22 protein-coding genes and 1 pseudogene are annotated in these 21,653 nt (G+C 72.4%); 13 read left to right on the plus strand and 10 right to left on the minus strand.

Annotation, left to right across the window (positions count from 1 at the left end):
• Nucleotides 1–993 (minus strand): AfsA-related hotdog domain-containing protein, encoded by a 993-nt coding sequence (locus OHA81_RS25130; protein WP_329199447.1) that lies wholly within the window; start codon nucleotides 991–993, stop codon nucleotides 1–3.
• A gap of 244 nt (nucleotides 994–1,237) precedes the next feature.
• Here OHA81_RS25130 and OHA81_RS25135 point away from each other — a divergent pair, with 244 nt between their 5' ends.
• The 4 genes from OHA81_RS25135 to OHA81_RS25150 all read left to right on the plus strand — a co-directional run bounded on the left by OHA81_RS25135 (nucleotide 1,238) and on the right by OHA81_RS25150 (nucleotide 5,498).
• The gene (locus OHA81_RS25135) at nucleotides 1,238–2,761 is read left to right on the plus strand and encodes an MFS transporter (protein ID WP_329199449.1); all 1,524 of its coding nucleotides are present in this window, start codon (nucleotides 1,238–1,240) and stop codon (nucleotides 2,759–2,761) included.
• Between the two features lie 90 nt (nucleotides 2,762–2,851).
• Nucleotides 2,852–3,820, plus strand: a complete 969-nt coding sequence (locus OHA81_RS25140) for an AIR synthase-related protein (RefSeq protein ID WP_329199450.1) — start codon at nucleotides 2,852–2,854, stop codon at nucleotides 3,818–3,820.
• A 181-nt stretch (nucleotides 3,821–4,001) separates the two neighbouring features.
• Complete coding sequence (locus tag OHA81_RS25145) at nucleotides 4,002–5,045, plus strand: NAD(P)-dependent alcohol dehydrogenase (protein ID WP_329199451.1); 1,044 nt, start codon at nucleotides 4,002–4,004, stop codon at nucleotides 5,043–5,045.
• Between the two features lie 45 nt (nucleotides 5,046–5,090).
• Nucleotides 5,091–5,498, plus strand: a complete 408-nt coding sequence (locus tag OHA81_RS25150; RefSeq protein WP_329199453.1) for a hypothetical protein — start codon at nucleotides 5,091–5,093, stop codon at nucleotides 5,496–5,498.
• A 27-nt stretch (nucleotides 5,499–5,525) separates the two neighbouring features.
• Here OHA81_RS25150 and OHA81_RS25155 read toward each other — a convergent pair whose 3' ends face one another.
• Complete coding sequence (locus tag OHA81_RS25155; protein WP_329199455.1) at nucleotides 5,526–6,194, minus strand: TetR family transcriptional regulator; 669 nt, start codon at nucleotides 6,192–6,194, stop codon at nucleotides 5,526–5,528.
• A gap of 97 nt (nucleotides 6,195–6,291) precedes the next feature.
• On the opposite strand from OHA81_RS25155, the gene OHA81_RS25160 reads away from it, so the two are divergent.
• The 4 genes from OHA81_RS25160 (at nucleotide 6,292) to glpK (ending at nucleotide 9,485) form a co-directional block, all read left to right on the plus strand.
• Complete coding sequence (locus tag OHA81_RS25160) at nucleotides 6,292–6,474, plus strand: hypothetical protein (protein ID WP_329199458.1); 183 nt, start codon at nucleotides 6,292–6,294, stop codon at nucleotides 6,472–6,474.
• On the plus strand, nucleotides 6,471–6,908 hold the full coding sequence (locus OHA81_RS25165) for a hypothetical protein (RefSeq protein WP_329199459.1): 438 nt from the start codon (nucleotides 6,471–6,473) through the stop codon (nucleotides 6,906–6,908). The genes OHA81_RS25160 and OHA81_RS25165 overlap by 4 nt, the downstream gene beginning before the upstream one ends.
• Before the next feature lie 154 nt (nucleotides 6,909–7,062).
• Nucleotides 7,063–7,914 carry an MIP/aquaporin family protein gene (locus tag OHA81_RS25170; RefSeq protein ID WP_329199461.1) on the plus strand — a complete coding sequence of 284 codons (852 nt, stop codon included), beginning with the start codon at nucleotides 7,063–7,065 and terminating at the stop codon, nucleotides 7,912–7,914.
• A gap of 53 nt (nucleotides 7,915–7,967) precedes the next feature.
• The gene (glpK, locus tag OHA81_RS25175; protein WP_329202540.1) at nucleotides 7,968–9,485 is read left to right on the plus strand and encodes a glycerol kinase GlpK; all 1,518 of its coding nucleotides are present in this window, start codon (nucleotides 7,968–7,970) and stop codon (nucleotides 9,483–9,485) included.
• Between the two features lie 112 nt (nucleotides 9,486–9,597).
• On the opposite strand, the gene OHA81_RS25180 is transcribed toward glpK, so the two are convergent.
• Both OHA81_RS25180 and OHA81_RS25185 read right to left on the minus strand, forming a co-directional pair.
• Entirely contained in the window at nucleotides 9,598–10,719 is a 1,122-nt protein-coding gene (locus tag OHA81_RS25180) for an agmatine deiminase family protein (protein WP_329199463.1), read from the minus strand.
• Nucleotides 10,720–10,792: 73 nt separating this feature from the next.
• Nucleotides 10,793–12,328, minus strand: a complete 1,536-nt coding sequence (locus OHA81_RS25185) for an APC family permease (protein ID WP_329199465.1) — start codon at nucleotides 12,326–12,328, stop codon at nucleotides 10,793–10,795.
• Between the two features lie 155 nt (nucleotides 12,329–12,483).
• Between OHA81_RS25185 and OHA81_RS25190 the strand changes: the two genes are divergently transcribed.
• Nucleotides 12,484–13,113, plus strand: a complete 630-nt coding sequence (locus tag OHA81_RS25190; RefSeq protein WP_329199467.1) for a TetR/AcrR family transcriptional regulator — start codon at nucleotides 12,484–12,486, stop codon at nucleotides 13,111–13,113.
• Nucleotides 13,114–13,180: 67 nt separating this feature from the next.
• Here the strand turns inward: OHA81_RS25190 and OHA81_RS25195 are convergent, their stop codons facing one another.
• Nucleotides 13,181–13,555 (minus strand): ArsR/SmtB family transcription factor, encoded by a 375-nt coding sequence (locus tag OHA81_RS25195; protein ID WP_329199469.1) that lies wholly within the window; start codon nucleotides 13,553–13,555, stop codon nucleotides 13,181–13,183.
• A 94-nt stretch (nucleotides 13,556–13,649) separates the two neighbouring features.
• Between OHA81_RS25195 and OHA81_RS25200 the strand changes: the two genes are divergently transcribed.
• Nucleotides 13,650–15,056: an FAD-dependent oxidoreductase gene (locus OHA81_RS25200; protein WP_329199471.1), complete on the plus strand. Its 1,407-nt coding sequence runs from the start codon at nucleotides 13,650–13,652 to the stop codon at nucleotides 15,054–15,056.
• Between the two features lie 89 nt (nucleotides 15,057–15,145).
• The gene (locus OHA81_RS25205) at nucleotides 15,146–15,646 is read left to right on the plus strand and encodes a GNAT family N-acetyltransferase (protein ID WP_329199473.1); all 501 of its coding nucleotides are present in this window, start codon (nucleotides 15,146–15,148) and stop codon (nucleotides 15,644–15,646) included.
• Between the two features lie 37 nt (nucleotides 15,647–15,683).
• Here OHA81_RS25205 and OHA81_RS25210 read toward each other — a convergent pair whose 3' ends face one another.
• Together OHA81_RS25210 and OHA81_RS25215 are read right to left on the minus strand one after the other, a co-directional pair.
• Entirely contained in the window at nucleotides 15,684–16,460 is a 777-nt protein-coding gene (locus tag OHA81_RS25210) for an aquaporin (RefSeq protein ID WP_329199474.1), read from the minus strand.
• Nucleotides 16,461–16,614: 154 nt separating this feature from the next.
• On the minus strand, nucleotides 16,615–16,929 hold the full coding sequence (locus OHA81_RS25215) for an ArsR/SmtB family transcription factor (RefSeq protein ID WP_329199475.1): 315 nt from the start codon (nucleotides 16,927–16,929) through the stop codon (nucleotides 16,615–16,617).
• Between the two features lie 136 nt (nucleotides 16,930–17,065).
• On the opposite strand from OHA81_RS25215, the gene OHA81_RS25220 reads away from it, so the two are divergent.
• Nucleotides 17,066–17,422 (plus strand): arsenate reductase ArsC, encoded by a 357-nt coding sequence (locus OHA81_RS25220; RefSeq protein WP_329202543.1) that lies wholly within the window; start codon nucleotides 17,066–17,068, stop codon nucleotides 17,420–17,422.
• On the opposite strand, the gene OHA81_RS25225 is transcribed toward OHA81_RS25220, so the two are convergent.
• Together OHA81_RS25225 and OHA81_RS25230 are read right to left on the minus strand one after the other, a co-directional pair.
• Entirely contained in the window at nucleotides 17,367–18,818 is a 1,452-nt protein-coding gene (locus tag OHA81_RS25225) for an erythromycin esterase family protein (RefSeq protein WP_329199477.1), read from the minus strand. The two genes, OHA81_RS25220 and OHA81_RS25225, sit on opposite strands and share 56 nt — an antisense overlap.
• Before the next feature lie 752 nt (nucleotides 18,819–19,570).
• A pseudogene (locus tag OHA81_RS25230) lies at nucleotides 19,571–19,711 on the minus strand (CorA family divalent cation transporter); the annotation flags it as partial.
• A gap of 202 nt (nucleotides 19,712–19,913) precedes the next feature.
• Here OHA81_RS25230 and OHA81_RS25235 point away from each other — a divergent pair.
• Nucleotides 19,914–21,062 carry a hypothetical protein gene (locus tag OHA81_RS25235; protein WP_329199479.1) on the plus strand — a complete coding sequence of 383 codons (1,149 nt, stop codon included), beginning with the start codon at nucleotides 19,914–19,916 and terminating at the stop codon, nucleotides 21,060–21,062.
• 48 nt (nucleotides 21,063–21,110) lie between these two features.
• Here OHA81_RS25235 and OHA81_RS25240 read toward each other — a convergent pair whose 3' ends face one another.
• Nucleotides 21,111–21,590 carry a very short patch repair endonuclease gene (locus tag OHA81_RS25240; protein WP_329199480.1) on the minus strand — a complete coding sequence of 160 codons (480 nt, stop codon included), beginning with the start codon at nucleotides 21,588–21,590 and terminating at the stop codon, nucleotides 21,111–21,113.
• Nucleotides 21,591–21,653: the final 63 nt, after the last annotated feature.

Below are 21,653 nucleotides of genomic sequence, written 5' to 3' on the forward strand. Positions count from 1 at the left end.
TCAGTAGTCCTGCACCACGGCGGTGCGCGCCTCGGCCACCGCTCGGCGCCGCTGGGTGAGGGTCAGGGTGACGGGTACGGCCGGCCGGCCGTCGACGCCCTGCGCGAGCGGCCCGGCCACCGCCACGCAGCGCAGCGGCATGTCGTGCTCCGCCTGTCCGCGGAAGTGCACCTGCAAGGCGCCGAGCGTGCTCCGGCGCGCGTCCAGACCGTGCGCGCGCCCCGCGGCCAGCAGTGACGCCTGGCGCAGCGCCTCCAGTACGTGCAGACCGGACAGCCGGCCGTCCTCACCGGCGAAGACCGGGCTCAGGCCCGTGCCGAGCAACCAGGTGCTGATCCGCCCGCGCGAGGCGTCGGCCGGTTCGCTGACGACGACGTTCTCGGTGGCGTAGCGGCCCACCTCGCGGGCGCCGGCCGGGCACAGCGGCCCGTCCGGGGCGTCGTCGAGCTCGGGCGCGGCCCGCAGGGCCTGCCGGGAGTGCTCGACGTGCCGCCGGTAGAGCCTCGGCATCAGGAACACCAGGCCGGCCGACCCGGTGGCGCACGGCCGGTCACCGAGGGCGACCTCGATGTGGAAGTCGAGCCCGCGCGGCACTTCGGCGACCACGTTCGCGGGCCTCGCCCTGATCCGGGTCGCCATGGGCACCGGGCCGGCGCCGGGGCCCTCGGAGCGCCAGGCGGCGAGGTCCGTGAGGTTGAGGGTGAACCGGTAGAAGAGGCCCGGCCGGTCCTCGGGCACGCCGTAGTAGCGCTGCCCGACGAACGCGCCGATCTCGCCCATCGTCTCCGTGGCGATCTGCATGTCGTGGAAGTGGGCCGGGCCGTCGTTGAAGAGCGGATGGGCGACGGGAGTGGCGCCCACCAGGGTGAAGTTCTCCTCGCCCAGGCTGGGGACGTCGAGGCCGTAGTGGGCCCGCGAGGGCGGACGGTGGATCAGGTGCCGGGTGCCCGCGAGCACCCGCCCGTCTATGGCCGTCCCATTGTCGACTGTCATGTCCCTCTCCATTCTCTGGAGCCATGCTGGAGCGCCGGTCGAAGGGCGGGCCAGGCGGTCACGGTGGCAGCAAGGTGCATGGCAGGAACTCGTGCCCCTCGGCTCGGCGCCGCTCGGCCGGTCCCGGCTTTAGCGGGGCCCATGACGGGAGGCGCACCCTGTTGCGAGCCCCGCCCCCGAGGACCCCCCCAGCCCGTGGGGCGGGGCAGTCAGCTCCGCTCCACGTGTCGGAAGGAACCGCCCGATGGCCACCACAGGGTCCGAGCGCACCCGGGTCGCCCCGTCCCCCGCACCTGCCGCGCCCGCCGTACCGGCCCCGTCCCCCGCACCTGCCGCGCCCGCCGTACCGGCCGCATCCGCCGCGCCCGCCGCGTCCGCCGTCGGCCTGTCCGCCCGGCTCCGGCTCGGGTACGCGTCGGGGTCACTGGTCACCGGGACCTTCACCACCCTCCCCGGGCTGCTCCTGCTCCCCTACCTCACGGACACCCTGGGCGTGGGCGCCGCGCTGGCCGGCGCGGTCGTCTTCCTCCCCAAGGCCTGGGACGCCTTCCTCAACCCGTTCGTCGGCCGGGCCAGCGACCGCACCCGCACCCGCTGGGGCTCGCGCCGCCCGTACGTACTCGCCGGGGGCCTCGTGATGGCCCTGGCCTTCGCGCTCACTTTCGCGGGCCCGGCCGCGGGCACCGCCGGCGCCTGGTTCACTGCCGCCGGCTACCTGCTCACCGCGACCGCGTTCGCCTTCTTCCTGGTCCCGTACGTCGCCATGCCCGCCGAGCTCACCTCGGTGCACCGCGAGCGGATGCGGCTGGCCGGCGGCCGGGTCGCCGTCATCGGCGTGGCCGCCCTGGTCACCGGCGCCGCCGGCCCCGCCCTCGTCGACGCCGGTGGGGGCGGCCTCGCAGGGCACCGCTGGGTCGGGGTGTTCGGCGGCGCGGTCATCGCGCTCGGCACGCTCTGCGTCTTCGCCGGCACGTCCGGCACGCCCGGGAAGCCCGGGACACCCGGCGTTCGCGGCGCGGCTCCGGAAGCAGGCCCGGACGTCGGCCCGGAAGCAGGCGCGCAAGCAAGCGCGGACGCAGTCCCGTTGTCCCGCGAGAGCGAGCCGGGCCTGCGCCGCCGGTTCGCCGAGGCGCGCGGCAACCCGGCCTTCATGGCACTGCTGCGGTGCGTGGTCGTCCAGTCCGTCGCCACGGGCGTCCTGCTGGCGGGCGCCCCCTACTTCGCCGGGCACGTCCTGCACGACTCCACCGGCGTCGGCGCCCTGGTCGCGGCGTTCGTCGCACCCAACCTGCTGACCATGCCCCTGTGGTCACGGCTGCGCGGCCGCCGCGGACACATGCTCGCCTCGGCACTCTTCGCCACCGGGTGCCTGCTCTTCCTCGCGGCCCCCGCGCTGCCCGAAGGGGCGGTGCTCCTCACCATGGCCCTGGCCGGCACCGGCCACGCGGGCCAGCTCCTGTTCCTCTACGCCATGCTGCCCGACTGCATCGCCCGGGACCCGGCCGAGCCCACGTCCCGTCAGGCCGGCGTGCTGTCCGGCCTGTTCAGCACCGGCGAGGGCTTGGGCGTCGCCGTCGGGCCCCTCCTGTACGGCCTGGTCCTCCAGTTCTGCGGCTACGTCTCCTCCGGCACAGGCCGCGCCGCCCCCCAGACCACCACCGCCGAACTCGGCATGCTGGCCGGCTTCGCGGTCCTGCCCGCCGTGGCGGCCGCGCTGGCCGTCGTCCTGCTGCGCGGGTACGACGGCCGCTCCCGGCGCCCCTACTGACCCCTCATCAGCGGCCGGTACCGGACACGGGTATGCCGCACGCCTCCCGCGCCGGATGATGGGCCCATCAGGGCTCGCGGGCATCGGGGGATGGCTTTCGTGACGTACTCACACGACTGGGACGCGGCCCAGGCCGGGTTCGGCCCGCACGCGCCGACGCTGGTCGAGGAGGCCCTCGCGCCGAGCCACGCGGGCCCCGAGCCCGCTCCGCGGGCCGTCACCAGGACGTACGTGGTCGACCCGCCCTTCTTCGGCAACGGCGACATCGGCCGCGTCGCCGTGTGCGGCGCCGTCAACGAACTCGCCGCCACCGGAGCAGAACCCCGGCACATCGCCCTCGCCCTCGTGCTGGAGGCCGGCCTGCCCATGGACCTCGTCCGCCGCCTCACCGCCTCCGTACGCGCCGCCGCCGCCGAGGCCGGGGTCACCATCGCCGCCGTCGACACCCAGGTCGTCCGCGCCGGCGAGGCCGACCGGGTCTTCGTCACCGCGACCGCCTTCGGCGTCCCCGGCGGACCGCCCCTGGGCGCCCGTCTCGTCCGGCCCGGCGACCGCATCCTGGTGACGGGACCGCTGGGCAGCCACGCCGCCCACCTCGTCTCGCTCCGCGACGGCCTCGGCTACGAGCACCACGTGCCGAGCGACTGCGCGCCCCTGGCCGACCTGCTGCGGGCGGCGCGCCCCGGCGTCCACCACGCCCGGACCGTGACCGCGGGAGGCCTGGCGGAGGTACTGCGCCGGACCGCCGCCGGGCGCGGACTGACCCTGCGGGTGGACGAGGCCGCCCTGCCCGTGCGGTACGAGGCGCGCGTCGCCCTCGCCGCCCGGGGGCTGGCGCCGCTGGACGCGGCCTGCGCCGGCTGCCTGTGCCTGTTCGTCCCGCCGGAGCGCGCCGGGGAGGTCCTCGCGGCCGTGCGCGCGCACCCGTACGGCAGTCAGGCCGCGGTGGTCGGCGAGGTCACCGCCGACCCGATGGGAGAGGTCGAGTACCTCACCCCGGAAGGCTCCGTACGCTCCCACACGGTCGCGCCGGGCTCCCTCCCGCAGCGGCTCCTGTGAAGCCCGGACGATCGCGGCCGGCGCCGTGACCTGCGGGGGCTGCCACAGCGCCAGCGTCCGCGGCAGCATGGACGTACGGTGAAGACCGAGCCCCGTGGCCCGGACGGGCCCCTGCGGCGGGTCCGGCCCCGCCGCCCCCCGGGCCGCGCTCCTCGGCCGCCCCAGTCACTGGAGGCACGTCATGAGCACCGCCAAGGCCTACGTCGCCACCTCCGCGAGCGAACCGCTCGTCCCGGCCACCGTCGAACGGCGCGGTGTCGGGCCGCGAGACGTCCTGATCGACATCAAGTACTGCGGCATCTGCCACTCCGACATCCACCACGTGCGCGGCGAGTGGGGCCCGGTGACCTACCCCGTCGCCCCCGGCCACGAGATCGCGGGGGTCGTGGCCGAGGTCGGCCCGGAGGTCACCCGGCACGCCGTCGGGGACCGGGTCGGCGTCGGCTGCATGGTCGACTCCTGCCGCGAGTGCCCGCCGTGCCGCTCGGGCGAGGAGCAGTACTGCCTCAACGGGACCGTCTTCACCTACGGCTCCACCGACCGGGACGGCACCAGCACCAACGGCGGCTACACCACCCACATCGTCGTCACCGAGGACTTCGTCCTCTCGCTCCCCGAGGGGCTCGCCCTCGACGAGGCCGCCCCCCTCATGTGCGCCGGCATCACGACCTACTCGCCGCTCAAGCGCTGGGGCGCCGGCAGCGGCAAGAAGGTGGCCGTCGTCGGCCTCGGCGGGCTCGGTCACATGGGCGTCAAGCTGGCCCACGCCATGGGGGCCGAGGTGACCGTGCTGTCCCAGTCCCTCAAGAAGCAGGCCGACGGACTGCGCCTGGGCGCCGACGACTACTACGCCACCAGCGACCCCGGCACCTTCGAGCACCTCGCGGGCCGCTTCGACGTCATCTTGAACACGGTGAGCGCCCAGCTCGACCTCGACGCCTACCTCTCGCTCCTCGCCCTCGACGGTGCGATGGTCAACGTCGGCGCACCGCCGGAACCGCTGGCCGTCCACGCGTTCACCCTCATGTCCAGGCGCCGCTCCTTCGCCGGCTCGATGATCGGCGGCATCGCCGAGACCCAGGAGATGCTCAACTTCTGCGCCGGGCACGGCGTCGCCGCGGAAATCGAACCGATCCCCGCCGGGAAGATCAACGAGGCGTACGAGCGCGTCCTCGGCTCCGACGTCCGCTACCGCTTCGTGATCGACATCGCGACGCTGGGCTGAACCGGGCCCCCGGGACCACCGGAGTGCCGGAAGGAGGTGGCTGCGATGATCACCGAACTGGCCGTCGAACGCGTGGCGTTCGCCTGCGGCGGGTGCTGGAACGAATGGAGCACCGACTACGACGTCCAACATTGGCGCGACGCGGAGGGCCGCCACTGGGAGTACTTCTCCTGCGACGGCGTCCCGGTGGCCTCGCCCTACACCCCGCGCGGCGCCGCGCCCTGCCCGCGCTGCGGCCGGCGCTGGGTGGGCAGGGTCCTCGCCCGCAGGATCGTCCCGCCCCCGCCGGGGGAGACGGACACGCCCCGCGAGGAGATCCTCAGCCAGATCGGACACCGCCCCGAACGCCACGGCGCGCGCCCGCTCGGAGCCTCCGCGCACCCGCAGCCGGACCAGCCGGGGCCGCCCCTCCACGAGGTGGCCCGACCGCCCGCACCGCGCCCCGCCCGGTGACGGCCGGCTCCGCGCGGGCGCGTGGTTTCAGGCGCTTGTGTCCGGTACGCCGTCACGCGGCCCGGCCGGCGCCGCCGGAACCCAGTGCACCCGGCCCGCGTGGATGAGCCGCAGCTGGCGCAGGGCGGTGCGGCTGACCGCGTCCCACTCGCTGTCCTCCAGGGAGGCCGCCAGGAACGCGGAAGCCGTCATCACCATGTGGTCGACGTAGAGCCGGGCCAGCATCAGGAGGTCGTCACGGCTCCAGCCGGCGCCGAGCGGGTCGGACCCGAGGCTTTCGGCCACTTCGACCGCGAACGCGTCGAGCTGCCCCGTCACCGCCTCGCGGACCCGGCGTACGCCCCCGTGCCGTTCCCGGACGATGAAGCGGATGTGCGCGGGGTAGGAGCGCACCAAGGCGGCCATCAACTCCACCGCCGTGGCGATGCGTTGCTCGGCGTCGCCCGAGGTGGCGAGGGTGGAGCGGACCGTGGCGTGCAGGTTCTCCAGCGCCTCGTCCACCAGCGCGATGCCGAGGTCCTCGATGTCGCGGAAGTGGCGGTAGAAGGCGGTCGGCGCCACACCGGCCGCGCGGGCCACCTCGCGCAGGCCGAGGCTGCCGAGGCTCTGCTCCTCCAGGAGGGCCAGGGCGGCGTCGAGCAGGGCCCGGCGGGTCTTGAGGCGTTGCAGTTGGCGGGCTCCGGCGGTCTGACTCATGACGGAAAGTTAACCCCCCCGCCACACGGGATCGCATGAGGGCTATTAGACTGGGTAGTCAGTGAACAACTGTCACCTATTTTCCGGAGGGAGCACGATGCTCTTCCTCGTAGCGGCCCTGATGCTGATGGGGGTCCTCCTGGGGACCGTGGCACACGTGTCGGCCCCCGTCTCCCTCGCCGTCACGGCCGCGATCGCCTGCTGGCTGCTGGTCTTCGCCATCCGTGAACGCTCCGGTCGTCACCACCGCCGGACCGAACGACAGGAAGGTTCGTCATGAGCGTCCGCAGCACCCTCGACCGCATCCTCGACACCGACCGCGGCAGCGACCACGCCGACGAGACCGGCCGCGGCCACCACGCGGCCGCGGCCGGCCGCCCGGACGGCGCCGGCCGCGCCCCCGACTCCCACCGCGCCGCCGACTCCGGGCGCGTCGCCGACTCCGGGCACACCTCCCGCACCCGGCCGGCCCGCAACCGTGGCCGCGAGGCCGACGGGATGGCCGTCGCCTCCTTCCTCCTGGGCCTGGTCGGACTCCTCGCGATGAACCTCCTCCTCGGCCCGGCCGCCATGGTCCTGGCCGTACTGGCACTGCGCCGCGGCACGCGCCGCCCCGGCCGCGCCCGCCTCGGGTTCGCCCTCGGGGTCGCCGACCTCGTCGTCCTCGCCTGCCTCGTCGCCGCCGACCACACCTGGTCCTGGGGCGTCGGCTGACCGCCGGAGCCCCCGTCGTGACCGGGTCGGCCCCGGCTCACCGCCCGCCCCCGCGGGGACGCCGTGCGGTTCTCGAGTGATCGTCCTATCGTGAGAAGCGGGAGGGACCCGGGCAGTCCACGGCCGGTCCTGGGCCGGCGGGAAGCGGGCTTCGATGGCTGAGCGGCTGAAGAAATCAGGTTTGATCGGCGAACTGTCGGCCGAATTCGCGGGCACCATGATCCTGATCCTTTTCGGGGTCGGCGTGGTGGCCCAGGTGGTGGCAGGAGGAGGCCTCACGGATCCCCCGGGCGGCCTCGGCAACCACGACAGCATCGCCTGGGCATGGGGCCTCGGCGTCACCCTCGGTGTCTACGTCGCGGCACGCCTCAGCGGCGCGCACCTCAACCCCGCGGTCACCGTGGCGCTCGCGGCGTTCAAGGGGTTCCCCTGGAGCAAGGTCGCCCCGTACGCCCTCGCGCAGACGGCCGGCGCCTTCGTGGCCGCGCTTCTGGTGCGATGGAACTACAGCGAGGCGCTCTCGACGATCGACCCCACGCACACGAAGACGCAAGGCGTCTTCTCCACCCTCCCCGCCAACGGCAACCCCAATCTGCCGGTGACGGAATGGGGGGCGCTGCGTGACCAGATCATCGGCACGGCGATCCTGCTGTTCCTGATCCTGGCCATCACGGACCTGTTGGGCACGCCTCCCGGCGCCAACCTGGCCCCGTTCATCATCGGCCTGGTCGTCGTGGCGATCGGCATGGCCTGGGGTACCGACGCCGGCTACGCGATCAACCCCGCCCGCGACTTCGGGCCCCGTCTGGCGAGCTTCATCACGGGCTACGGGAACGCGTGGCGAGATCAGTACGGCAACATCTACTTCTGGGTCCCGATCATCGGTCCGTTCATCGGCGGCCTGGTCGGAGCGGCCCTCTACAAGGTCTTCATCGGCCGGTTCCTGCCGACCGCCGAGCCGGAGCCTCCCGGACGCGTGCCGGCCCCGGAGGGACCGGAGGCGTGACCACGGCTGCCCAGGGCAGCGAGCAGGCCATCCCACAGGAGAGGCGGCACCCCATGGCGGACTTCGTCGGCGCGGTGGACCAGGGAACCACCAGCACCCGTTTCATGATCTTCGACCACGCCGGGAACGAAGTGGCGAAGCACCAACTGGAACACGCCCAGATCCTCCCGCGGTCGGGGTGGGTCGAGCACGACCCCGTCGAGATCTGGGAACGCACCAACTCGGTGATCCAGAACGCCTTGCGGCACGGCAACCTCACCCCCGCCGACCTCGCGGCGATCGGCATCACCAACCAGCGCGAGACGACCGTGGTGTGGGACCCCCGCAACGGCCGCCCGTACTACAACGCCATCGTCTGGCAGGACACCCGCACCGACTCCATCGCCGCCGCCCTCGACCGCTCGGGTCAGGGCGACACCATCCGCCGCAAGGCGGGGCTGCCGCCGGCCACGTACTTCTCCGGAGGCAAGATCCAGTGGATCCTGGAGAACGTCGACGGCGTGCGCGAGGCGGCCGAGCAGGGCCATGCCCTCTTCGGCAACACGGACTGCTGGGTCCTGTGGAACCTCACCGGAGGACCCGACGGCGGGATCCACGCGACCGACGTCACCAACGCCAGCCGCACGATGCTGATGAACCTCGAAACCCTGGACTGGGACGAGGAACTGCTCGGCTTCTTCGGCGTCCCCCGGGCCATGCTGCCCAAGATCAACCCCTCCTCGCACCGCGAGGCCTACGGGGAGACCCGCACCTCCCGCCCCCTGCGCGCCGCGATCCCCATCACCGGGGTCCTCGGCGACCAGCAGGCGGCGACGGTCGGGCAGGTCTGCTACGCGCCCGGCGAGGCCAAGAACACCTACGGCACCGGCAACTTCCTGGTGCTCAACACCGGTACGGAACTGGTCCGCTCGCAGCACGGCCTGCTGACCACGGTGGCCTACCAGTTCGGTGACAGCCCCGCGATCTACGCCCTGGAGGGTTCCATCGCGGTCACCGGTTCCGCCGTGCAGTGGCTGCGCGACCAGATGAAGATCATCAAGGACGCCGCCGAGAGCGAGCGGCTGGCCCGCACCGTCGAGGACAACGGCGGCATGTACTTCGTGCCGGCCTTCTCGGGCCTGTTCGCCCCGTACTGGCGCTCCGACGCCCGCGGCGCGATCGTCGGCCTGGCCCGGTACAACGACAGCGGCCACCTGGCCCGGGCCACCCTCGAAGCCATCTGCTACCAGAGCCGCGACGTGGTCGAGGCCATGGAGCAGGACTCCGGGGTCCACCTCGACGTGCTCAAGGTCGACGGCGGCGTCACGGCCAACGACCTGTGCATGCAGATCCAGGCGGACGTCCTCGGCGTCCCCGTCAGCCGCCCGGTCGTCGCCGAGACGACCGCCCTCGGCGCCGCCTACGCGGCCGGCCTGGCCACCGGATTCTGGGGCGACACGGACGAACTGCGCACGCACTGGCAGGAGTCCAAGCGCTGGGAGCCCCAGTGGTCGGAGGACCAGCGCCAGGAAGGGTACGCGGGCTGGAAGAAGGCGGTGGAACGCACGCTGGACTGGGCGAAGGTCGAATAGCCCCCGCCCGTGGCCCCGTACCGCGCTGCGCCCGGCTCGTGGAGCCGGGCGCAGCCGTCCGCCGCGCGTCCCGGGGGCCGGGCCGGGCAGCGGTCATGCTCGGGACCGGTGATCAGGACACCGCGGGGACGTGCTGGGTGATGCAGTGGATACCGCCGCCGCCCCAGGCCAGGGTGCGGGCCGGGACGCCGACGATCTCCCGGCCCGGGAACAGCCCGGCGTACCGCGACAGTGCCGCTGCGTCGTCCGGCTCCTGCGCCGTGGGGACGACGACGGCGGCGCCGGTCAGGTAGTAGTTCGTGTAGCTGAACGTGTCCACGAGCGCGCCGTTCACCCGGAAGTGCGGCTGCTGGTGGAGCTCCTCGATCCCGAAACGCCGTCCGCAGGCGTCGGTGGCGGCCTGGAGCACGGCCCGGTTGGCCTCCATGCGGGCGTGGTTGGGGCTGGAGGTGTCGGGCTGGGTGTGCAGCAGGACCCTGGCCGGGCCGAGGTAGGAGGCGACGAGGTCGACGTGACCGTTGGTGATGAGGTCGTTGTCCAGTCCGTACGGCAGCCAGATCACCTTGGTCGCCCCGTACGCCGCGAGCAGCGCCGCCTCGATCTGGGCGCGGGTCATCCCGGGGTTGCGGTTCGGGTTGAGCAGGCATTCCTCGGTGGTGATGAGGGTGCCCTGGCCGTCGGTGATGACGGAGCCGCCCTCCAGTACCAGGTCCACCGGCCGGCGCGGCACGGAGAGGTAGGAGCAGACGCCGACGGGCAGCAGGTCGTCCTTGTCGTACGGGTACTTGTTGCCCCAGCCGTTGAACCGGAAGTCCAGGCCGGTGAGCTGGGTGCGGCCGGCGTCCCTCGCGAAGACCGGTCCGGTGTCGCGGGTCCAGCAGTCGTTGACCGGGTACTCGACGACGGTCACCGAGGGCCCGCACAGGCGGCGGGCATCGGCGGTCGTGCCGGGTTCGGCGAACATCAGGACCGTCTCGAAGCGGGCGACGGCCTTGGCGACGGCGGCCACCTCGGCCTGCGCCTGGGGGAGCAGCCCGCCCCAGCCGTCGGTGCGGTCCCAGGGCCAGGACATGACGCAGCCGGAGTGGGCCTCCCACTCGGCGGGGACCGTCCAGGTACCGGTGGACGGCAGGGCCGCGGCCGGGCCGGCGCCGCGGGAGGTGAGCATGACGGTCGCGGCTGCGGTGAGTGCGGTCGTACAGAACGCGCGGCGGGTGGGGCGGGGCTGCTCCATGGCGGTGTCCCTTCGGAGGTTGCGGCGGGTGGTGCGGGGCGGCGGCCGAGCGCGCTGGGCCGCCGCCCGCGTATCAGGGGCCCTCGACGGCGGCTTCCAGCCCTTCGGCGAGGGGTGGTACGGCGGCCGCGCCGTTGCCGTTGCCGTCGCCGTCCGCGTCGCGGAGCCGGTCGTGCGGGCGGCGGACGGCCAGGTAGACCAGGCCCGTGACCAGCACCACGCCCGTGCCGAGCAGGGCGGCCCACACCTGGTACCAGGGGGCGTCCGGCGGCGCCAGGACCGTGCGCGGCCAGCAGACGTTCACCACCTCGAAGGCCGTCCAGGCCACGGCGAGCACGTTCAGGAAGGTGCCCTTGGCGCCCAGCCGGATGTGGCCGGAGGGCACCCAGCTCCCGCGCAGCCGGGCGAGGAGCGCGGCGAGCGAGACGAGGAAGAAGGGCAGGTACGTCGCGGCGGTCCCGAAGGAGATGAGGCTGCCGATGGCGGTGGCGTTGAGCCCGAGGGCGAGCGCGCTCCCGCTGATGAGGGTCGAGGCGACGAGCCCGCCGATCGGGGCCTTGCGCCCGTTGACCTTGCGCACGTGCCGGGAGAACGGGAAGACCCCGTCGCGGGCGAGCGAGAACAGCCCGCGGGCCGCGCCGCCCTGGGACGCCATCGCGCAGGCCAGGAACCCGGTCAGCACCACCACCACGAACGGCTTGTCCGACCAGCCGCCGAACGCGTGCACCACGGCGGTCGTGACGGGGTCGATGTCCTGACCGGCCACCACCGCCTCGGGGTGCGGGTGCGCGAGCGCGACGGCCATCGCGTTGAGGATGACCACGGCGCCCACGCTCAGCAGCGCCCACCACATGGCACGCGGTACCTGACGGCCGGCGTCCTTGGTCTCCTCCGCGGTCGACACGCAGGCGTCGAACCCGATGAACGCCCAGCCCGCGACGGCCACGGCCGCGAGGAACCCGGCGACGGCGGATCCCCCGGACAGCGCCTCGGCGCCGAGCGTCTGCGTGAACAGCGGGAAGCCGTGTTCGCGGAAGAACAACAGGAGGACCAGGCCCACCAGTACGGAGGCGACCGCTTCGGCGGCGATGCCGAGCGACACGAACCAGCGCAGGATGGTGATCCCGTAGGCGTTGACCACCATGCACACGAGCAGGATGGCGACGGCCACCGCGACCAGCCCGCCGGGCGTCGGGACGGCCCCGAAGAGCGCGTACACCCAGGGCGCCGCGAGGTACGCCACCGTGGTGTTGCCGAACATGACGGCGAACTGCCAGACCCAGCCGCCCAGCCAGCCGAACGCCGGGCCCAGCAGCCGGCGGCCCCACTGGTAGGGGCCGCCGGCCAGGGGCCACTGGGAGGTCAGTTCCGCGTAGACGTTGACGACCAGGCACTGGCCGACGAGTACCAGCGGCAGTGCCCACACCCACATCGGGCCGGCCACCGTGGTCCCCACCATGGAGACGGCGTACAGGGCCACGACGGGGGAGACCACCGCGAACCCCATCGAGATGTTTCCGAGGATGCCCAGGCTGCGCCGCAGCTCCTGGCGGTAGCCGAGCGCCTGCAGCCGCTCGGCGTCCGAATCGGGGTTCGACGTGTCGTTCATGCTCACCTCACCGGGCGCGGGCAGCCGTTGGCGGCGCCGGCGCGCTAAATCTAACCGCGTTAGGAAAACGAGGTGGCGTGAATGTAGCGGTGCTCCCGACGGCTTGTGAAGCGTTCCCGGCGGGTAATCTGCAACCCGAGACGAGGGAGCCCCCGATGGCACGGCCGAGCCAGAACCTCCTCAGCCGTGCGCTCATCGCCCGCGCGGCTCTGGAGCTGTTGGACGAACAGGGCGTGGAAGCCCTGAAGATGCGCACCATCGCCGACCGGCTCGGAGTGCGCGGCGCGTCCCTGTACCACCACGTGGCGTCCAAGGAAGACCTGCTCGACGCCGTGGCGGAGCTGATCAACGACGAGATCGACCTCGGCCCGCTGACGGACCCGGGCGGAGTTGCGGGCATCGCCGCGTACGCCCACGGCTACCGGGGCGTCTACCTCCGCTACCCGCACATGATCCCGCTGGTCGCCCGCCGCCGGGTCGCCTCCGACAAGGCCCTGCGCGGCTACGACGCCCTGCTCGACGCCCTGATGGACACCGGGTGCACACCGGCCGCCGCCGCCGAAGCCGCCGCCGCGATCGACAACCTCGTCCTCGGCTCGGCGCTGGAGACCTTCACCGCCGGCTTCAACCTCCCCCCGGCGGACTACGACCCCCGCTACCCCGCCCTGGCCGCTTCCCTCCGGGCCTCAGCCGCCCACCCCGACGGCCTCCCCGCGCTGGACACCCGCGGCTTCACCCTCGGCGTCCACCTCATCCTGCGCGGCCTGGCGACGCCCGCGGCCTAGCCCCGCACGCTGCGGGGCGCCGCCGAAGCGCCGCCCGGTCCGGGCCTTCCGGGGACCCGGCCCCACTTCACCCCGACCGGTCGGCGGCCGCGGTGAGAAGGCGGCCCATGGCGGCCACGACCGACGGTTCGACGCGGTAGTAGACCCAGGTGCCGCGGCGCTCGGAGGTGAGCAGGCCCGCTTCCTTGAGCTTCTTCAGGTGGTGGGAGACCGTCGGCTGGGAGACGCCCACGTCGGAGATGTCGCACACGCACGCCTCGCCGTCCCGGTGGGAGGCGACGGCGGAGAACAGGCGCAGGCGCACCGGATCGCCCAGGGCCTTGAACATCTTCGCGGTCCGCTCGGCCTCCTCGGCGCTGAAGGGGCGCTCGGTGAGCGGCGGGCAGCATGCTCCGTCCGCCGGATCCGGCTCCAGGAGCGGCAGCACCTTCGTGTTTGACATGCATCTATGTTGACACGCGTCGAATCGGTAGGGGAGGTCCACAGGGGTTTGTTTAGATGTCTGTCTATGTTGACATTCATCGAAGTGCGGTGCCATGCTGACCAAGACATCGACAGACATCGAAACAGAGGGGCTCGTCGTGAACGCCACCGAGAGCGGCCACCCACCCGTCGTGGTCATCGGCGCCGGGCCGGTGGGCCTGGCTGCCGCCGCGCACCTGACCGAACGGGGCATCTCCCCACTGGTCCTGGAGAAGGGGCGCCAGGCAGGCGCCGCCGCCCGGGAGTGGGCGCACGTGCGGCTCTTCTCGCCCTGGTCGGAGGTGGTGGACCCGGCAGCGGAGAGGCTCCTCGCGCCCACGGGGTGGGTCCGGCCCGAGGGCACGGCCTACCCGACGGGCGGCGACTGGGCGGAGCGGTACCTCGAGCCGCTCGCCGCCGTGCTGGGTGACCGGGTGCGGTTCGGGGTGGAGGTGACCGGGGTGGCGCGGGCCGGGCGGGACCGGATCGTCGATGCCGATCGCGAGGCTCAGCCCTTCACCGTCCACGTACGCCGCGCGGACGGCGGCGAGGAGCGGATCGTGGCCCGCGCGGTGATCGACGCCTCCGGTACGTGGTCCGTGCCGGGTCCGCTGGGTGCCGACGGGCTGCCCGCGCTCGGCGAGCGCACGGCCGCCGGCCGGATCGCCTACCGGGTGCCGGACCTCAAGGACCCCGCAGTGCGGGCCCGTTACGCCGGCAAGCGCGTGGCGGTCGTCGGCTCCGGGGCGTCCGCCTTCACCGCGCTCGCCTACCTGGCGGAGGTGGCGAGGGAGGCGCCGGGCACGCATGCGGTGTGGATCCTGCGGCGCGGGATCACCGGCTCGACCTACGGGGGCGGCGCGGCGGACCAGCTCCCGGCGCGCGGCGCCCTCGGTCTTGCGGCCAAGGCCGCGGTGGAGGACGGGTACGCGACCGCGGTCACCGGCTTCCGCACCGCCGCCGTCGAGCGTGCCGCCGACGGGCAGCGGCCGGTGCTCGTCGCCGAGGACGGGCGGCGTCTCGACCCGGTCGACGAGGTCATCGCTCTGACCGGCTTCCGCCCCGACCTCTCCTTCCTCGGCGAGCTCCGCCTCGGGCTGGACGAGCGACTGCAGGCACCGACCGCGCTCGCCCCCCTGATCGACCCCAACGTCCATTCCTGCGGCACCGTCTACCCGCACGGGGCCAAGGAGTTGTCACACCCGGAGGAGGGCGTGTACCTCGTCGGCATGAAGTCCTACGGCCGCGCCCCGACCTTCCTCGCCCTCACCGGCTACGAGCAGGTCCGCTCCCTCGCCGCCGCGTTGGCCGGCGACCGCGAAGCGGCCGAGCGGGTCGAACTCACCCTTCCCGAGACGGGTGTGTGCGGTGGCGCGGGCCTCTTCGATCAGCCCGAGCCCGCCGGGCAGGGCGGCGGCTGTTGCGCGGCACCGGCCACCCTCGCCATCGGCGCCGCACCCGCCTCCTCCGGCGGCTGCTGACACCGTGACCCGCCGCCACGAGGTCAACCGCACCTGTCTGACGGTCCATCCGGACGCCGTCCGGGCCATCCTGGGGGAAGGAGGCGGCCATGGCAGCTGAGTTCAGGCTCGTACCCATGACGGCCGAGCACGGGGACGAGGTCCTTGGGATCTACCAACGCGGTATCGACGAGGGCAACGCCACCTTCGAAACCCGGGCTCCGGAGTGGACGGCGTTCGACGGAGCGAAGCTCGGCGACCACCGCTTCGTGGCCCTGGACGACACGGGGGCCGTGCTGGGGTGGGTCGCGGCGAGCGCGGTCTCGGACCGCTGCGCGTACGCCGGGGTGGTCGAGCATTCGGTCTACGTCCACCCCGACGCCCGCGGCCGGGGCGTGGCCCGAGCCCTGCTGGACGCCCTGATCGTCTCCACGGAGGCGGCCGGGATCTGGACGATCCACTGCGGGATCTTCCCGGAGAACACCGCGAGCCTCGCCCTCCACGGGCGGGCCGGCTTCCGGACCATCGGCACCCGCGAGCGCATCGGCCGGCACCACGGCGTGTGGCGGGACGTCGTCCTGCTGGAACGCCGGAGCCCCGCGATCGGGTGAGCCGCGCAGCCGGCCCTCACCCCGTCCCTGCACGGCGTCACGCCACGGACGACTCCTCGGTGTCCTTGGCCTTGTGGAAGATCAGCGCGACCAGCGCCAGCCCCACGACCGCACCGATCAGCTGCATCCCGATGAAACCGGCCACCGACGACGGCGCGATGCCCGCGAAGGTGTCGGTGAAGGCGCGACCGATGGTCACGGCGGGGTTCGCGAAGGACGTGGAGGAGGTGAACCAGTAGGCGGCGCCGATGTACGAGGCCACGGCGGCGGGCGCGAAGCGCTGCCTGTCGGTCTCGGCCAGGCCGAAGACCAGCAGGATCAGCCCGGCCGTGGCGACCACCTCGCCGAGCAGCAGGCCGCCGCCCGAGCGGTCGTGCGTGGACCACTTCACCAGGGGCTCGCCGAACATGGCGTCCGCGAGGACCGCACCGGCAACGGCGCCGGCGATCTGGGAGGACACGTACGCAGCCGGCTCGCGCGCGGTGACTGCCGCGCCCCCGCGCCGGGCGGTCCACCACTGCGCCAAGGTCACCGCCGGATTGAAGTGGGCGCCCGAGACCGGGCCGAGGAGGGTGATCAGTACTCCGAGGCCGAAGACCGTTGTGGTGGAGTTCGCCAACAGCTGCAGGGCCACGTCCTGGGTCAGCTCGGTGGCCTGGATGCCGGAGCCGACGATGATCGCGACCAGGGCGGCGGTGCCGACCAGTTCGGCGGACGCACGCGCGACCAGTGGGCTGCGGGGCGGGACCGCGCCGGGCGCGGGTGGGGGAGCGTCGGCCGGTATCGGGGCGGCCTGGGGCTCGGTGGCGGTCAAGGCAGGTTCTCCTCGGGCAGGGGGGCTGAGCGGGCCGGGCCGTCCCACGCGGATCTTGCCGGGCGGCGCGGGTCGGGCAAGACCCGGAAGGGACGCCCTGTCCGGCGGGGACGACCTGTCCGGAAGGGACGACCTGTCCGGAAGGGACGACCTGTCAGGGGCAGGACCGCTTGAGGTTCGCCCCTGCGGTGGCGCGCGCGGTCCGGGCGAGGTCGGCGAACCGACCGGCGAGCGATTCGATGACTTCCGGGCGCAGGCGGTAGTAGGTGAACCTCCCGCACGGCTCCGTGTCCACGACCCCGGCCTCGCGCAGCACCTTCAGGTGGTTGGAGAGGTTGGTCTGCTTGGCACCCGTCTCTTCCACGAGGTGGGTCGTGCAGAGCGTCTCCCGCGCGAGCAAGGTCACGATCTGCAGCCTGAGCGGGTCGGCCAGAACCCTCATCAGATCAGTGTCGACTGACGTCATCATGGGCTGATACTTTCACATCGGCGACGGCTGACGCCATCGTCCGCCGATACGCGCCCGCCCCGCCCGCGAGAAGAGACCCGCTGTGTCCAAGCCCTCCGTGCTGTTCGTCTGTGTCCACAACGCAGGCCGCTCCCAGATGGCCGCTGCCTGGCTGACCCACCTGGCCGGCGACCGCGTCGAGGTCCGCTCGGCGGGGTCTGCCCCCGCTGACTCCGTCAACCCGGCCGCGGTCGAGGCCATGCGCGAGGTCGGCATCGACATGTCCGCCGAGACCCCGAAGATCCTCACCGTCGAGGCCGTGCAGGCGTCCGACGTGTGCATCACCATGGGGTGCGGGGACACCTGCCCGGTCTTCCCCGGCAAGCGCTACCTGGACTGGAAGCTGGAGGACCCGGCCGGCCAGGGCGTCGAGGCCGTCCGCCCGATCCGCGACAAGATCAAGCAGCTGATCGAGGCCCTGATCGCCGAGATCGCCCCGTCCCCGTCCGCCTGAGCTCCGCGCCGTGAGGCTCCGCAATCCCTGAACCCCAGGGCCGGCGCCGGCACAGCTGCCGGTCTGGTTCTGCCCTGCGGCATTGGGTACCGGGGCCGAACCGATGTGGCAGCTCACTCTGAACGCCGCGCTCGACCTGTGCCGTGAGAGAACCTCGGTCCTCCGCCGGGGGCAGCAGGTGGGAGCAGGTCGAGCGTGCCACGAACGCGATGCCGTCGTAGTCCTCGGCCGGGACGAGCGGGGCGGTGTTCAAGCGGTAGAGGAACCGTTGGACGTTGGCGCCGAAGCTGCGCTGCGCGTGCGGGGCGTGCAGCCAGGGCGCGGCGTCGGCGGGGGAACCCGCGCCGCGGAGGTCCGCGTAGTAGTCGCCGGGTACGGCGTGCGTGAGCCTGGCCTCCAGGGAGCGGAGGCCGGTGCCGATGCGGTGGCGGGCCGGTGGGCGCTGGAGGTCGTTGCCGCGGCGGGCCAGGAAGGAGCCCTTGCCGAAGAGGAGGGCCAACGCGTAGTAGGCGTTGCCGTACCGTTCGCGGAGTCTGCTGCCGAGGGCAGGCACCTGTTGCCCGTACGTGCCCTTCGCGATGTGCCCGTTGTGTGCCCAGACCATGACGCGCGCCTCGGGGTCGTCGTCCACGAGCTGTGCGACGGCCCCGGCCATGTAGCGGTCACGCGCGGCGAGCACGCCGTCCTCGCCGGCCAGGGCTTCGAAGGGCCTGGTCACCAGGTCGGCGGCGCGGACCAGGATCTGCGCGTGTTCCAGAGCCTCGTCGGCGTCGTCGCCGGGACCCGACCGCTCGACGTGGTCCGCGACGAGGCGGGCGATCTCCTCGGCGCGCCGCAACAGGGCCTTGCCCGGGTCCGGACGCGAGCCCGGGCGGGCCTGCGCCAGCACGTCCAAGGCGCCCATGCGCCCGGCCTGATCGGGCGCCGTCCGGCGCAGAAAGGCGGCGACGGCCTCGACCGAGTCGGCGCAGAGCTGGGGGTCGGTTCCCATGAAGCGGATCCGGCGTCCTTCGGGCAGGTCGCGGTTGTGGGCGCGCAGCCACTCGACGAGGTCGACCATCTCGCGGGTGCGCCAGGTCCAGAAGCCCAGCCTGGTGACGAGCCGTTCGGGGGAGCCCGTGCCGTAACGGACGTACGCGTCGAGCGCGCGGGCGGCGGACTGGCTGGCCTCCATGGCGAGGGTGGTGAACCCCTCCTCACAGACCAGGAACTCCACGATGCGGTGCTTCAGGCGGAAGAACTCGCCCGTGCCGTGGGTGGATTCCCCCAGACCGACGATCCGTGTCCCCCGCAGTGTCTCGCCCAGGGGTTCCAGGTCCTCCACCGGCGCGCCGGGGGTCAGGGTGCTCAACGGGTTGGCGTGCTCGTTCAGCCATCGGGCGATGTCGTCGGGCACCGTCCTGCCTCTCCTCACCGCGTGCGGGAGGGCGGCACGCGGTGATGCCTCTGCCTCTCGTACCCGTTCATGGTTCAGTTCGTCGCCTCCGGGAAGGCCGCGAGGATCTCCTGGAGGTCCCGTACCGCGTCCGGTCGGCCATGCTCGGAATACACTCCCGAGACGTTGACGACAACTTCGTCCACCCCCGCCCGATCGAATTCGGCCGGCTGTGCGGCGACGTTCCCGGGCGTGCCGTAGAGGAAGACTCCCGAGTCGACTAGGGCGCGGGCGCCGAGGCCCGGGCGGCGTGGTGGACGCGCAGGCCGGCGCGGCGCAGCATGCGCAGTAGTGCGGACCGGCGATATGGATGTGGGCCGCTGCGAAGGCGAGCCGGTAGGCGTGGCGTCCGGGGCGGTCGACGGCGGCGTGCAGGACGGTGACCATGCGGGGCACCGGTCGGCCCGACTCTGCCGCGCCCTACGCCATGGCGGGCAGCAGGGGTGTCGCGGACGTAGTCGGGCGGGGTCGTCCAGCTGATCGCCGCGTCCGACGCCCGGCCCGCTGCCCGCGCGGGCGCCGGCCGGAGCACACCGAGCGGGGCGCCTGCTCCCGGCCTCCGCGCGGACCTCCTGGTCGTCGAGGGTGATCCCCTGAGCGATCTCCAGGCGCTGCGCCGCGTTCGGCTGGTGATGGCGGATGGCCTTGTGCATGCCTGACGGGCTACCGCTGCCGGTGCCCCTCCCGTTGGTGCGTGAGGGGTCGGCTGACTCCTACAGCCAGTCTCGCTTCTTGAAGATGACGTAGAGGCTGACGCAGACGACTGCCATCAGCAGGAGGGCGAAGGGGTAGCCCGCCGTCCACTTGAGCTCCGGCATGGTCTCGAAGTTCATGCCGTAGATGGTGCCGACCAGGGCAAGGGTGTGGGTCCAGGGGAGCGATAAGTAGGCGCTTAATGCGATGCATGGTCACCACCGCTCGAACAAATTAGAGGTCTGGGAACCCCCTTCGGTGCTGATGGCCGATGATGTCTAGGGTGCTGGCGGTGTGCGACGGGGTCCACGATCGAGCCGGTTCTGGCCCCGTACCTCAGTTCCGTCTGCCAGGCTCGGAGGCGTGACGTACGTAGTGACGGCAGACATCTGTAGCCCGGAAGGCGCGTCGGCGATGGATCCGCTGCAGCGTGCCGGAGCGGTGGCGCTGATCGAGAACGGCTTAGCTTCGATCGACGGCATCGAGGGACCAGACGGCATGGAGGTGGACCTCCTCGACACGATCGTTGCCGTACACCCGAGCGGGGCAGTGCTCAAGGTGTTCGTCGACGCCGAGGCGCTCGAGTTCGCGGAGGACGCGGTCCGGGAAGTGGTGGGCGAGGTGCTGATGCGGTCCGAACTGCTCGCGGACTGGGAGGTGAAACGGTGCGAGGTCGACCTGCATCCGGAGCTCGCCCAGGAGAGCCTCACTGGGGCTGACGGCCCCGACGTTCCGCCAGACGATCCCGCGGCCCGGAAAGCACGTCATTCCGAACCACCCCCGGCTGTCGAGGGAAGCGAATACGACGCTCAGTCGAAGGCCGAGGAAGTGCGTGCCCGGATGCTCGTATTGGCAGACGAGCTGCGTTCCTTCCCGCCCGTCATGTTTGGTGGACCAGATGACCTCGAGGGCGAGGACGGCAACGATTGGGACTCCGTCGTATCGTCCGAGGACGCTCGCTTGGCTGCCGGCGCCCTGGTCTACGCCATCGATGTCCTGATCGACGAGTTGTTCGAAGACGTGCACACCCTGGAAGGGGAGGAGAGCACAATCGGAGAGTGCGACGGCTCCCTGTGGCACCTGGAGGACCTGCCCGAGAGGTACGCCCTGCAGTACGACACCCGATTCGCCCGCCGCTTCCTGGTGACAGTGATCGCCATGACCACCCGGTTCACGGCGGGGAACTTCGGCCAGCTGAGCTGCATCGCCGAAGAGCTGGCCCTGAGACTGCTGCTGCGTCAGGCGAATGCGAACCTCGAGCTGTTCGGACTCCTCGAAGAGGGCGTTTCGGCTGCCCTCGCGACCTTCGCCGACAGCGTGTACGAGGACATGGACCACGAGTGGCTGTACGACGATTCGATGGACGGCATCGATGAGAGCGTGGTCGGCTCCACCCTGGGGGTGGTGCCCATGTCGTTCGATGCTTGGTTCACCCCGTTCAATGAGGGCAGGTACGTGCACCCGTCAGCGGCAGACGAACCGGGTGCTTCAGCGGGAGCCGTACCGTCCTAGTCAGGGCGATGACGCCGTCGTACGTGGCGGTGCTGTTCCGGCCTGACGTCACGTGTCGACGTCCCGGGCGTCCAGCCGCAGGGCGAGGGGATGGCCCCGGGTGGCGAGGGCCGCCGTCACGCGCCGAACAGCACCGTCCACGCTTTCGTGCTCCCAGATGCGGAGTGGTAGCCAGCCCAGGAGCGCGAGGTGCGCGTCGGTCTCCTCGTCCCGGTGAACGTTGGTGTCGAACTTCCTGCGCCACCACTCGGAGTTGTGCTTCGGAGCGTGCTGATGTGTCGGGCAGGCGTGCCAGAAGCAGCCTTGGACGAACACCGCCGTCCGCCAGCGCGTGAAGGTGACGTCAGCGCGCCGACGCCGCATTCCTGGGATCGGCAGGTCCACGCGGTAACGGAAGCCCAACGCGTGAAGGGCGCGGCGCAGCGCCAGCTCTGGCGCAGTGTCCCGGTTGCGTTGGGCGGTCATCACCTTCCGGACGTTGGCGTCCCGCGGCGCTGGCACGCCCCTACGACTGCCTCTTGTTTCCACCTCCGGACAACTTGCTCAGCGTTCAGTCGGTAACCCCGCAGGGTCGCGCTCCCGGACCTGGTC

The sequence above is a fragment of the Streptomyces sp. NBC_00667 genome (genome assembly GCF_036226825.1).
Taxonomy (GTDB): Bacteria; Actinomycetota; Actinomycetes; order Streptomycetales; family Streptomycetaceae; genus Streptomyces.

What these genes read in the sequence shown, in the direction of transcription:
- OHA81_RS25215 (WP_329199475.1), bottom strand. Translation starts at nt 16,929, where the DNA reads ATGATGACGTCAGTCGACACTGATCTGATGAGGGTTCTGGCCGACCCG.
- OHA81_RS25205 (WP_329199473.1), top strand. Translation starts at nt 15,146, where the DNA reads ATGGCAGCTGAGTTCAGGCTCGTACCCATGACGGCCGAGCACGGGGAC.
- OHA81_RS25155 (WP_329199455.1), bottom strand. Translation starts at nt 6,194, where the DNA reads ATGAGTCAGACCGCCGGAGCCCGCCAACTGCAACGCCTCAAGACCCGC.
- OHA81_RS25130 (WP_329199447.1), bottom strand. Translation starts at nt 993, where the DNA reads ATGACAGTCGACAATGGGACGGCCATAGACGGGCGGGTGCTCGCGGGC.
- OHA81_RS25220 (WP_329202543.1), top strand. Translation starts at nt 17,066, where the DNA reads ATGGCCGCTGCCTGGCTGACCCACCTGGCCGGCGACCGCGTCGAGGTC.
- OHA81_RS25185 (WP_329199465.1), bottom strand. Translation starts at nt 12,328, where the DNA reads ATGAACGACACGTCGAACCCCGATTCGGACGCCGAGCGGCTGCAGGCG.
- OHA81_RS25190 (WP_329199467.1), top strand. Translation starts at nt 12,484, where the DNA reads ATGGCACGGCCGAGCCAGAACCTCCTCAGCCGTGCGCTCATCGCCCGC.
- OHA81_RS25180 (WP_329199463.1), bottom strand. Translation starts at nt 10,719, where the DNA reads ATGGAGCAGCCCCGCCCCACCCGCCGCGCGTTCTGTACGACCGCACTC.
- OHA81_RS25165 (WP_329199459.1), top strand. Translation starts at nt 6,471, where the DNA reads ATGAGCGTCCGCAGCACCCTCGACCGCATCCTCGACACCGACCGCGGC.
- OHA81_RS25135 (WP_329199449.1), top strand. Translation starts at nt 1,238, where the DNA reads ATGGCCACCACAGGGTCCGAGCGCACCCGGGTCGCCCCGTCCCCCGCA.
- OHA81_RS25200 (WP_329199471.1), top strand. Translation starts at nt 13,650, where the DNA reads ATGCTGACCAAGACATCGACAGACATCGAAACAGAGGGGCTCGTCGTG.
- OHA81_RS25160 (WP_329199458.1), top strand. Translation starts at nt 6,292, where the DNA reads ATGCTCTTCCTCGTAGCGGCCCTGATGCTGATGGGGGTCCTCCTGGGG.
- OHA81_RS25195 (WP_329199469.1), bottom strand. Translation starts at nt 13,555, where the DNA reads ATGTCAAACACGAAGGTGCTGCCGCTCCTGGAGCCGGATCCGGCGGAC.
- OHA81_RS25170 (WP_329199461.1), top strand. Translation starts at nt 7,063, where the DNA reads ATGGCTGAGCGGCTGAAGAAATCAGGTTTGATCGGCGAACTGTCGGCC.
- glpK (WP_329202540.1), top strand. Translation starts at nt 7,968, where the DNA reads ATGGCGGACTTCGTCGGCGCGGTGGACCAGGGAACCACCAGCACCCGT.
- OHA81_RS25145 (WP_329199451.1), top strand. Translation starts at nt 4,002, where the DNA reads ATGAGCACCGCCAAGGCCTACGTCGCCACCTCCGCGAGCGAACCGCTC.
- OHA81_RS25150 (WP_329199453.1), top strand. Translation starts at nt 5,091, where the DNA reads ATGATCACCGAACTGGCCGTCGAACGCGTGGCGTTCGCCTGCGGCGGG.
- OHA81_RS25140 (WP_329199450.1), top strand. Translation starts at nt 2,852, where the DNA reads ATGGCTTTCGTGACGTACTCACACGACTGGGACGCGGCCCAGGCCGGG.